The 10167-nt window shown below is 56.4% G+C and carries 12 protein-coding genes; 5 read left to right on the top strand and 7 right to left on the bottom strand.

What is annotated here, in order from left to right; translation table 11 throughout:
• Window positions 1-121: 121 nt before the first annotated feature.
• Window positions 122-1384, bottom strand: coding sequence for a transcription termination factor Rho (gene rho / locus MWU64_RS10090; RefSeq protein ID WP_247064004.1), 1263 nt, complete (start codon window positions 1382-1384; stop codon window positions 122-124).
• A 367-nt stretch (window positions 1385-1751) separates the two neighbouring features.
• Between rho and moaB the strand changes: the two genes are divergently transcribed.
• The 4 genes from moaB to MWU64_RS10070 are packed head-to-tail and all read left to right on the top strand — an operon-like array spanning window position 1752 to window position 4271.
• Window positions 1752-2324, top strand: a complete 573-nt coding sequence (gene moaB, locus MWU64_RS10085) for a molybdenum cofactor biosynthesis protein B (RefSeq protein ID WP_247064002.1) — start codon at window positions 1752-1754, stop codon at window positions 2322-2324.
• A 22-nt stretch (window positions 2325-2346) separates the two neighbouring features.
• A complete protein-coding gene (glp, locus tag MWU64_RS10080; protein WP_247064000.1) occupies window positions 2347-3558 on the top strand; it encodes a gephyrin-like molybdotransferase Glp in 1212 nt (403 codons plus the stop codon).
• Between the two features lies 1 nt (window position 3559).
• Window positions 3560-3820: a molybdopterin converting factor subunit 1 gene (gene moaD / locus MWU64_RS10075; RefSeq protein ID WP_247063998.1), complete on the top strand. Its 261-nt coding sequence runs from the start codon at window positions 3560-3562 to the stop codon at window positions 3818-3820.
• 1 nt (window position 3821) lies between these two features.
• Complete coding sequence (locus MWU64_RS10070; protein ID WP_247063996.1) at window positions 3822-4271, top strand: molybdenum cofactor biosynthesis protein MoaE; 450 nt, start codon at window positions 3822-3824, stop codon at window positions 4269-4271.
• A 99-nt stretch (window positions 4272-4370) separates the two neighbouring features.
• Here the strand turns inward: MWU64_RS10070 and mobB are convergent, their stop codons facing one another.
• From mobB to trxA, 5 genes are all read right to left on the bottom strand, one after another.
• Window positions 4371-4898, bottom strand: coding sequence for a molybdopterin-guanine dinucleotide biosynthesis protein B (gene mobB / locus MWU64_RS10065; protein WP_247063994.1), 528 nt, complete (start codon window positions 4896-4898; stop codon window positions 4371-4373).
• Window positions 4874-5461, bottom strand: coding sequence for a molybdenum cofactor guanylyltransferase MobA (gene mobA, locus MWU64_RS10060; RefSeq protein WP_247063991.1), 588 nt, complete (start codon window positions 5459-5461; stop codon window positions 4874-4876). The genes mobB and mobA overlap by 25 nt, the downstream gene beginning before the upstream one ends.
• Window positions 5454-5645, bottom strand: a complete 192-nt coding sequence (locus tag MWU64_RS10055) for a hypothetical protein (RefSeq protein WP_247063989.1) — start codon at window positions 5643-5645, stop codon at window positions 5454-5456. Before MWU64_RS10055 ends, mobA begins: the two co-directional genes overlap by 8 nt.
• Before the next feature lie 61 nt (window positions 5646-5706).
• On the bottom strand, window positions 5707-5850 hold the full coding sequence (locus MWU64_RS10050; protein ID WP_247063987.1) for a hypothetical protein: 144 nt from the start codon (window positions 5848-5850) through the stop codon (window positions 5707-5709).
• A 219-nt stretch (window positions 5851-6069) separates the two neighbouring features.
• Window positions 6070-6396: a thioredoxin TrxA gene (gene trxA, locus MWU64_RS10045; RefSeq protein ID WP_014420340.1), complete on the bottom strand. Its 327-nt coding sequence runs from the start codon at window positions 6394-6396 to the stop codon at window positions 6070-6072.
• Between the two features lie 272 nt (window positions 6397-6668).
• On the opposite strand from trxA, the gene ppx reads away from it, so the two are divergent.
• Complete coding sequence (gene ppx, locus MWU64_RS10040) at window positions 6669-8201, top strand: exopolyphosphatase (protein WP_348645554.1); 1533 nt, start codon at window positions 6669-6671, stop codon at window positions 8199-8201.
• Here ppx and MWU64_RS10035 read toward each other — a convergent pair.
• Window positions 8182-10137, bottom strand: coding sequence for an ATP-binding cassette domain-containing protein (locus MWU64_RS10035; protein WP_247063985.1), 1956 nt, complete (start codon window positions 10135-10137; stop codon window positions 8182-8184). The two genes, ppx and MWU64_RS10035, sit on opposite strands and share 20 nt — an antisense overlap.
• Window positions 10138-10167: the final 30 nt, after the last annotated feature.

Below are 10167 nucleotides of genomic sequence, written 5' to 3'. Positions count from 1 at the left end.
GGGCCAAAACGGAAAACGTGGTTTTCCTGAATGTTTTGGCCCCCTCGCCCGGCTTGGTTCTTCCAGTGTTAGGCTTAGGATCCGCGCTTGGGCGGAATTCGCCTTACTCCGAAGTTCAAACTCAACGACGCTTCATGGACTGGAAGAACTCGTCGTTGGTTTTGGTGTCCCGCAGTTTATCCAGCAGGAATTCCAAAGATGCAGTGTCGTCATCCATGGAGTGCAGCAACTTACGCAGAATCCAGATACGCTGGATTTCTGATTCAGACATCAACAGGTCTTCACGGCGAGTGCCGGAACGACGCACGTTGATGGCCGGGTAAACCCGCTTCTCGGCAATTTTACGGTCCAGATGGACTTCCATATTACCGGTACCTTTAAACTCCTCGTAGATGACTTCATCCATCTTGGAGCCGGTATCAACCAACGCGGTCGACAGGATGGTCAAACTGCCACCCTCTTCGACGTTACGGGCGGCACCAAAGAAGCGCTTCGGCTTCTCCAGAGCGTGCGCATCCACACCACCGGTCAATACTTTACCGGAAGACGGAATCACCGTGTTGTAGGCACGAGCCAGACGAGTCATGGAATCCAGCAGGATGACCACGTCCTTTTTGTGCTCAACCAAACGCTTGGCTTTTTCGATCACCATTTCGGCTACCTGAACGTGGCGGGCCGGTGGCTCGTCAAAGGTAGAGGCAATCACTTCACCGCGCACGGTGCGCTGCATTTCGGTCACTTCTTCCGGACGCTCGTCAATCAGCAGCACCATCAGGTGGCACTCCGGGTTGTTACGAACGATGGATTGGGCGATACCCTGCATCAACAGCGTTTTACCGGCCTTGGGTGGCGACACAATCAGACCACGCTGGCCTTTACCGATGGGTGATACCAGGTCGAGTACCCGTGAAGAAAGGTCTTCGGTACTGCCGTTACCCACTTCCAGTACCAAACGCTCATCCGGGAACAGCGGCGTCAGGTTTTCAAACAGAATCTTGTTGCGAGCATTGTCGGGCTTATCGAAGTTGATCTCGCTCACTTTCAGCAGAGCAAAGTAACGCTCACCGTCTTTGGGTGGGCGGATCTTGCCGGCGACGGTGTCACCCGTGCGCAGGTTAAAACGGCGGATCTGGCTTGGCGACACGTAAATGTCGTCAGGGCCGGCCAGGTATGACGCGTCGGCAGAACGTAGAAAGCCGAAGCCATCCTGCAGAATCTCCAGTACACCATCACCGTATATGTCTTCGCCGCTCTTAGCGTGCTTCTTCAGGATGCTGAAGATGACGTCTTGTTTGCGCGAACGGGCGAGGTTGTCGAGGCCCATTTCTTGCGCGATTTCGAGCAATTCGGGCACAGATTTCTGCTTGAGTTCAGTAAGATTCATAATTTGTAGGATTTTTCAGGAATGGAAGTAAACGACGGTTGAAATTGCAGGGATGCCCCTGAACGCGTTGATCATAAATATATATTGAAACAAGGTGCTGGCAGATGGAGCATCCGGTGCAGAGGGAAGCCGAATATAATTGCTTGAGCCAGTAGAGTGGGAACAACTGTTCGCCGGGCAGTCAGCATAATCGACCACCTTGACCGGATATGTCAAGTGTACTGGACAAATTTACGCCAATTTTTGATCCAAATGCCTGTTCGTAAGCCCAGCACCCCTCTCTGGCAGGTTACTCCCTTCCATTGGCCGGCGTTGAAAGGGATACTGACAGAGACTACTTTCCCTGTGACTTTCGGAGCGATTCGCCATGAGCACTGAACCCACGCACGCACCCGAGCCTCTCAACATTGCGATTCTGACCGTATCCGATACCCGTGGTTTTGATGAAGATTCCTCTGGCCAGTTTCTCGAAGACAGCGTGGTGGAAGCGGAGCATAACGTGACGTCTCGCCGCATATTGCCGGACGATGTTTATCTGATACGCGCCGCCATATCATTCTGGATTGCCGATCCGGATATTCATGCTGTGATCATCACCGGCGGTACCGGCTTTAGCGAGCGAGACAGCACGCCGGAAGCAGTCGTACCGCTGTTGGACAAGTCGATCGAAGGCTTTGGTGAGGAGTTCCGCCGTTTATCCGCCGCGGAAATTGGCAGTTCCACCATTCAATCCCGCGCCTTTGCCGGCCTTGCCAACCACACCGTCGTTTTCTGTCTACCAGGTTCAACGGGAGCCTGCCGAACAGGCTGGAATGGCATCCTGCGTCCGCAACTGGACAGCCGCCACGGTCCCTGTAATTTTTCAGCTTTGGTAAGACGCAAACCGCAGCGCGCAATTGCGCGCCTGAACGACATCATCGGAACCCGTGCAACACGCTAGATTTGATCCCGGAGACTCGTATATGACCGCCCAGCTCACATCGCTCGAAGACGCCCTTGCTCATCTGCTCGACCAGGCGCCGACCATTACCGCGACGGAGGTGCAGCCTCTTACAGAGAGCTTTGGCGGCATACTGGCCAAGGACTATCAGGCTCCGGCTGATGTGCCGCCCGCCGATAACAGCGCTGTTGACGGCTACGCCTTGCGAGCTGGGGATCATGTGCCCGGCCAGCCGCTACCGGTATCTGACCGGATTCCCGCTGGCTCCGCACCAGCGCCACTGCAACCCGGAACCACGGCTCGCATTTTCACAGGTTCAGAAATCCCGGCGGGCGCCGACACCGTGGTCATGCAAGAGCGCGTCGAGGTGACCGACAGTGGCATTCTGATCAACGCAGAAGTTCAGGCCAGCCAGAATATCCGCAGGCAGGGCCAGGATCTGACCAAAGGCAGCCTTGCCCTGAGTAAAGGCACAAAAATCCGTGCACAGGAAATGGGCCTTTTAGCGTCTCTGGGTTTAGCTGAGGTTGCAGTGGTTAAAAAGCTGCGGGTGGCCATTTTGTCCACAGGCGATGAACTGGTCGACCCCGGCAAACCTCTGGGGCCGGGCCAGATCTACAACACCAACCGGTACACTCTGCTCGCTCTGCTGGCCGGAGCCGGCTGTGAGGTTGTGCTGTGCGAAACCCTGCGCGATACCCGGGCAGCAACCCGAGAAACCCTTGCACGGGCAGCCGCACAAGCAGATTTGATCATCACCAGTGGTGGCGTTTCCGTGGGCGAAGAAGACCACGTTCGGGCGGCTTTGGAAGAAGCCGGCGAACTGTCGCTGTGGCGCCTTGCGATCAAGCCCGGCAAGCCTCTGGCGTTTGGGGCCGTCAACGAAACGCCGGTCTTCGGTTTGCCCGGCAATCCGGCCTCGGTACTGGTTACGTTTCTGATGGTCGTGATGCCCTATATTCGCGCCCGACAAGGACGACAGCGGGTTCATCCGGTTGGCCAGCAACTCCCGGCCGGCTTTGACGTTAGCACGCCCTCTGTGCGCAGAGAATTCGTCCGTGCGCGCACGGAACTGGTAGATGGCCAAACGCAAGTCAGCGCCTACCCGAACCAGAGTTCAGGCGTGTTGAGTTCGGCATGCTGGGCCGATGGCTTAGCCGTTATTCCAGAGCACAGCACCCTTTCCAAAGGAAACCTGATCACCTATTACCCGTTTACGGAGTTGCAGAGCTGATATGACCGACAAGACCGTTACCGTCCGTTTCTTTGCCCGCCTCCGTGAAGAATTAGGCACGGAGCAACTGACACTGGCAATATCCGGGCATCAGACCGTCGGGGATCTGCTGGCAGAACTGGCTGGCCGGGGTGGCCCTTGGGCGCAACTTCAAGGCGACCAACCTGTGATGATTGCCATCAATCAGGCCATGGCCAAATCCTCGGCGCCAATCCGAGCCGGCGACGAAGTTGCCTTTTTTCCACCGGTAACCGGGGGTTAGCATGATCAGCATTCAGACCGAAGATTTTGATGCGGGCGCTGAGTACTTAGCACTTCGCGACAGCGGTGCCGGCACGGGCGCGATTGCCAGCTTTACCGGGCTGGTTCGCGATTCTGGCGACACCCAGGATGTTTCCGGATTATTTCTGGAACACTATCCGGGCATGACTGAACAAGTGATTGCATCGTTGATCGAAGAAGCGTCGCAACGATGGGATGTGCGCAAAGCTCGGGTTATTCATCGGGTCGGCCAGCTGCAGCTGCAAGATCAAATCGTGTTTGTCGGCGTGTGCAGTGCCCATCGTGCCGATGCGTTTGCGGCCTGCCAGTTCATTATGGACGCGCTGAAAACCTCCGCGCCGTTCTGGAAAAAAGAACTGTCCGAAACAGGCGAACACTGGGTTGAGCAAAAAGCGTCGGATGTCGCCAGAGGTGAGGCCTGGAACAAATAGCGCGACGGCCCTGCAAGCGCATAGCCATCAATCGCCGAATTGCAGCTGGGGTCCAGTTAACCCCGGGGGGCAAGGCAAAACAATCGTTACGGAGCGGTTTCATGACTCTCCCGATGTTAAGTGTTCACAGCTCAGCACAAAGTCAGCAATACCGGACACATCGTCCAGATCAAAAACGGGGCCGGAGAACTCGGCCGGGTAATCCGCGGCCACCGCGATGATGCTGGAGTCCTCGCGATACAAAGGCGCTCGCAAACCTTCCTGCCGATGCACCTCAATTTTTCGATGCGAGTGGGTTTTGAACCCTTCCACGACAACCCAATCGCAAGGGCCCAAACGCGCCAGCAATTCATCCAGCGTTGGCTCTTCGGCACCGCGCAATTCGTGCATGATGGCGAAGCGCTGGCCACCCGCCAGAATCACTTCCTGAGCGCCAGCCTGCCGGTGCTTGTAGCTGTCTGTACCCGGTTGATCAACATCCACACCGTGGTGTGCGTGCTTGATCGAACTGACTGTCAGCCCTCTACCGGAAAGTTCGCTGATCAAGGCGCTGGCCAGGGTTGTTTTTCCGGAATCTTTCCAGCCCACGATACCGATCACATTCACGTCAGGTGTTTCTCCGCCCATGCCAGATCATCCGGCGTGTTGATGTTGAAAAAATCGCCTTCGCTGAAAACCACCAGTGTCTCGCCCTGCGCCTGCGTCCACTGGCGAATCTTGCGCACGCCGTCCTTCAGGGCGGCGCGCAGATCATGCCGCAGGGCGACCCGCCAGCGCCCAAAGGTCGGCTGGGGCAATCGCCCTCGCTCCGGGTCCGGGGTAGCGGCCAGCACCACCGGCGTGTCGTACTCGCCCAGCCGCTGCACCAGATCCCGCGGAAAAGACGGCGTATCGGCAGCCACGCTGATCAGCCAGTCATACCCCTGCTCGGCGGCCCAGTCCATGCCCGCAAGTATGCCTGCTAACGGCCCGGGGAACCCCTCGATAGAATCCGCCACTACGGGTAAGCTCAAATCCTCGAAGCGGCTCAGATCTCCATTGGCATTCAGCACGACAGCTTCAACTTGCGGGGTGATTCTCTCGATGACGCGGCCCATTAACGAGCGCCCGCCAAGCATTAACCGGCCTTTGTCACCACCTCCCATGCGATTGGCCTGGCCGCCCGCCAGAATCACCGCGCACTCAGTCATGCCCGGCCATCATATCGCCAAACACCGTGCCTACAGCGCAGCCCGAGGTGCGGGTTTTCTTTTCCAGTTTGCTTTCGACATCGGTCACGGTGATGGATTTGTGCTCACCATTTTCGTCAACGCCCTCAACGCCACGAGACAGACGTGGGTCTTTGGGGTCTGGAAGTAAGGGCTCAATCGTCATTTCTGTTATAGCCGTTTCATGATCGCCACAGAATGGAACATGTAACGATCATGCCAGAAATTCACTTATTTGGCATTCGGGTCACTTCACCCACCAGATAGGCACCGGCGTTAATCAACATCACCAATGTCAGCAGGACAATGCCCAGCCCAAGGGCCAGCGGGAGGTTACCTTTGCCGGTTTCCAGCACGATAGCGGTGGTCATGACCCGGGTGACTCCGTCAATGTTGCCGCCCACCATCATCACCGCCCCCACTTCGGCACTGGCGCGGCCGAAGCCGAGTCGGGGTGGGAATTGAAGCCGAAGCCTTGGGCGGCTACGACATCAGCGAGCTGGGTCAAGTCATCTAAAACGCCTGAACGGCGCATAAAAAAACCGCCCAGGAGCAGGGCTCCGGGACGGTTTTCAGGCAACTGGAAGCAATTAGAGGTTGCTGTCCAGGAATGCCGCCAGCTGAGACTTGGACAGCGCGCCGACTTTGGTGGCGTCCACGTTGCCGTTTTTGAACAGCATTAAGGTCGGGATGCCACGAATGTTAAATTTAGGTGGCGTCTGTTCGTTTTCGTCGATGTTCAGTTTGCAGACTTTGAGCTTGCCTTCGTATTCGTCGGCGATTTCTTCCAGAACCGGCGCGATCATTTTGCACGGACCACACCACTCAGCCCAGTAATCTACCAGTACCGGAACGTCAGACTTCAGTACGTCCTGCTCGAAGGAAGCGTCGGTGACATTAACGATATTTCCGCTCATTACCTATTCCTGATTCAGGCGCTCCCGCTGTTTTCGTGTCAGCAAAGGAGTCGCTGTTGGCTATAGCAGACGGTTAATCTTCGGTTCATGGAAGCCGTCTACCCGAAAGTCGATAAGCAATACTTTACGCGATTGGCGGCGTGTATGTGAAGTAGGTTGTATCCACGGCCAGTTTGATTGCGGTCAGTATTGTCCGCATTTGGCTACTGACACTTTGATGATGTTTCCCTTATAGTACGGACAAGTTCACTCTACACAGGACACCTCTTACCGTGACGGCCGCATCTAATGCCGAGTACGACGCTCCCACCCCGGACCTGCTGGCTTCCATTGATATGGGATCCAACAGTTTCCATATGGTTGTTGCCCGTCTGGTACATGGTGAAATTCGCACCGTAGAGAAAATGGGTGAAAAAGTTCAGCTGGGCGCGGGCCTGGATGAGCACAACAACCTCAGCGAAGAAGCCCAGCAACGCGGCATTGAGTGCCTGCGCCGGTTTGCTCAAAGACTCAAAGGAACGCCGCCCGAGGGCGTACAGATTGTCGGCACCAACGCACTGCGTGTGGCCCGCAACTCACAAGAGTTCATCGACAAAGCGGAAGAAGTGCTGGGGTATCCTGTTGAGGTGATCGCCGGCCGGGAAGAAGCGCGCCTGATTTATCTGGGGGTTTCCCACACGCTCTCGGACGACGAAGGCAGAAGGCTCGTGATCGATATCGGCGGCGGCAGCACCGAGTTTGTGATTGGAGAGCGCTTCGAGCCACAAGAGCTTTCTAGCATGCACATGGGCTGCGTATCGTTTCGAAATTTGTATTTCCCGGAGGGCAAGATCACCCGCAAACAGATGGACAAGGCGATCATCCACGCCGAGCAGGAATTGCAGAGTATTTGGCGCCGCTATCGATCAATCGGCTGGCAAAGTGCTGTTGGCTCATCCGGCTCCATCAAGGCAATCGCCAGCGTACTGGCGACCCTGAAACTCACCGACGGCCGAATCACCCGCACCGCGATGGACGAGCTCCGCACGCGTCTGGTGGATATGGGGAACGTCAACAAACTCGCCGACCTTGGCGTTCGGGAAGATCGTCAAAGCATTTTCCCAGCCGGATTCGCCATTCTTCTGGCCGCGTTTCGCGCACTGGACATTCAGGAGATGGAATTCGCCGACGGCGCGCTCCGCGAAGGCCTTTTGTACGATCTGGTGGGTCGCATTCAGCATGAAGACGTACGCGAGCGAACCATTAGCGCACTACAGGAACGCTACCACATCGATCAGGCGCACGGTACCGCTGTCGAACAAACTGCGCTTGCCGCCTGGGCGCAAGTTGCAAACACATGGAACTTGCATACGCCTGCAGACGAAGACGCCTTGCGCTGGGCCTGCCGGCTACATGAAATCGGCCTGACCATTTCCCACTCGCAATACCACAAACACGGTGCTTACTTGCTGCACTATTCGGATTTGCCGGGTTTCACCCTGCAGTTTCAGAGAGCCTTGGCGACCTTAGTGCGCGGGCATCGGCGAAAGCTAACGCCCTCGGTATTCGAGTACGTGGAAGCAGAAGACAAGCCCCGGCTACGATACCTGTGCATCCTGCTGCGGCTGGCGGTGGTCATCCAGCATTCCCGAAATCTGGAGCCGGCCCCTGACTTCGTCCTCCGAGCAGAGGAAGACAAACTCACTGTCGAGTTTCCGAAAGGCTGGCTGGACGATCGGCCGCTGACACTGGCCGACCTGCACAATGAGCAAGACTATCTTGCGCGCCAGATGTTTACTCTGGAGATCAAGACTCGGCCGAGCTGAGCGTCAATTCCTGCTCAAGGGTTTCAACAGTTTCACTCACGTCCAGCCATTCTGCCTCGGCTTCGTCCAGCTCGCGCTTAAAGCCGGCCTGCTCCGCCAGCAGTTCCTTCAAGCGCACTTTGTTGCTGTCATCATAAACCGAAGGGTCAGACAACGAGGCTTCTACGGAGGACAGCTTTTCCTGAAGTGTCTCCATGCGGTTTTCAAGCACGCCCTGTTTTTTGCGCCACGGGCTGATCTTCTTGCGGATCTCCGCTTCCTGCCGCTTTCTAGCCTTACGTTTGTCTGCGCTTAGTGTGGCTGTACCGGTTTTGTTACCGGCCTTTTGCTCAACAACCTGCCGCAGGGGTGGTTCTTCATCGTCTTTCCGACGATCCGCCAGCCAGCGCTCATAATCTTCCAGATCGCCGTCGTATTCTTTGACCACCCCGTCGGACACCAACCAGAATTCATCCACGGTATTACGCAGCAAATGACGATCGTGCGACACCACGACAATAGCGCCGTCAAAATTCTGAAGCGCCATGGTCAACGCCTGGCGCATTTCCAGATCAAGGTGGTTCGTCGGTTCGTCCAATAGCAGCAGATTGGGCTTCTGCCAGGCAATCACCGCCAACGCCACCCTCGCTTTTTCACCCCCGGAGAACGAACGGATTGGGCTCAGCGCTTCGTCACCGTGGAAATCAAAACCGCCAAGAAAGTTTCTCACTTTTTGTTCTGACGCCTGTGGGGCAAGACGCTGCAGGTGCAGGAATGGGCTGGCATCCAGATCCAGCGATTCCAGTTGATGCTGAGCAAAATAACCGATGGCCAGATTCTCACCCGCCGCGCGCTCACCCGACATCAGCGTATTTTCGCCACGAAGCGCATCCATAAACGTTGATTTACCGGCACCGTTGGGGCCTAAAAGGCCAATGCGTGAACCCGGCAACAAAGATAGGTTGATATCTTTTAAAATCGTAGTCTCGCCATGCCCCGCCGAGCCGTGACGAATCGATAACAACGGGCTCGACACCTTGTCGGCAACAGGGAATTCGAAGCTGAACGGCGAGTCCACATGTGCTGGCGCAATCCGCTCCATGCGTTCCAGCGATTTGACCCGGCTTTGCGCTTGCTTGGCCTTGGTGGCTTTCGCTTTGAATCGATCAATAAAGCGCTGGATTTCAGCAATACGCGCCTGCTGCCGCTCGAAGCTGGCTTGTTGCTGGGCCAGTCGTTCACTACGCTGAATTTCAAACGCTGAGTAATTACCGGTATAGAGCTCCAGCTTCTTCTGGTCGAAGTGCACCAGATGGGTTGAGACCCGGTCCATGAAATCCCGGTCGTGAGAGATAAACAACAGCGTGCCCGGATACTTACGCAGCCAGTTTTCCAGCCAGAGACACGCATCCAGATCCAGGTGGTTGGTTGGCTCATCAAGCAAGAGCAGATCCGACGGGCGCATGAGCGCTTGAGCCAGGTTGAGACGAATACGCCAGCCACCCGAAAAAGCAGAAACCGGGCGGTCTGCATCGCTATCGGCAAACCCCAGCCCGCGTATCAGCGCCTCAGCCCGGCGAGTAGCCGACCAAGCCTCATGGATATCCAGATCGCCGTGGATGTGGGCAACCGCGTAATCGTCTCCGCGGGCTTCAGCAGCGACCAGCTCCGCTTCCAGCCGCCGCAATTCCAAGTCGCCATCGAGCACAAAATCCCGCGCTGATCGGGACGATGCCGCCACCTCCTGTGCCATGTGTGCAATCCGGCAGCCGCCGGGCAAAGCAACACTGCCTTGTTCAGGGCTCAAATGGCCCAATAAGAGCTGAAACAAACTGGATTTACCGGCACCATTGGCGCCGACAATGGCAACACGCTGGCCCGGCTGAACCGTCACGTTGACGTTTTCTAGCAACCAGACGCCGCCCCGTTGTAAACTGAGATCGGTTATCGTTAACATAGAGCAACTTTAATTCATGGATGTCAGCCA

It is taken from the genome of Marinobacter sp. S0848L, from assembly GCF_023016065.1.
GTDB lineage: Bacteria > Pseudomonadota > Gammaproteobacteria > Pseudomonadales > Oleiphilaceae > Marinobacter.
The sequence above is the reverse complement of the archived record's forward strand: the minus strand, read 5'-3'. Positions and strand labels throughout refer to the sequence as shown.

What these genes read in the sequence shown, in the direction of transcription:
- trxA (WP_014420340.1), bottom strand. Translation starts at nt 6,396, where the DNA reads ATGAGCGGAAATATCGTTAATGTCACCGACGCTTCCTTCGAGCAGGAC.
- moaD (WP_247063998.1), top strand. Translation starts at nt 3,560, where the DNA reads ATGACCGACAAGACCGTTACCGTCCGTTTCTTTGCCCGCCTCCGTGAA.
- moaB (WP_247064002.1), top strand. Translation starts at nt 1,752, where the DNA reads ATGAGCACTGAACCCACGCACGCACCCGAGCCTCTCAACATTGCGATT.
- mobA (WP_247063991.1), bottom strand. Translation starts at nt 5,461, where the DNA reads ATGACTGAGTGCGCGGTGATTCTGGCGGGCGGCCAGGCCAATCGCATG.
- mobB (WP_247063994.1), bottom strand. Translation starts at nt 4,898, where the DNA reads ATGGGCGGAGAAACACCTGACGTGAATGTGATCGGTATCGTGGGCTGG.
- MWU64_RS10055 (WP_247063989.1), bottom strand. Translation starts at nt 5,645, where the DNA reads ATGACGATTGAGCCCTTACTTCCAGACCCCAAAGACCCACGTCTGTCT.
- MWU64_RS10035 (WP_247063985.1), bottom strand. Translation starts at nt 10,137, where the DNA reads ATGTTAACGATAACCGATCTCAGTTTACAACGGGGCGGCGTCTGGTTG.
- glp (WP_247064000.1), top strand. Translation starts at nt 2,347, where the DNA reads ATGACCGCCCAGCTCACATCGCTCGAAGACGCCCTTGCTCATCTGCTC.
- rho (WP_247064004.1), bottom strand. Translation starts at nt 1,384, where the DNA reads ATGAATCTTACTGAACTCAAGCAGAAATCTGTGCCCGAATTGCTCGAA.
- MWU64_RS10050 (WP_247063987.1), bottom strand. Translation starts at nt 5,850, where the DNA reads ATGACCACCGCTATCGTGCTGGAAACCGGCAAAGGTAACCTCCCGCTG.
- MWU64_RS10070 (WP_247063996.1), top strand. Translation starts at nt 3,822, where the DNA reads ATGATCAGCATTCAGACCGAAGATTTTGATGCGGGCGCTGAGTACTTA.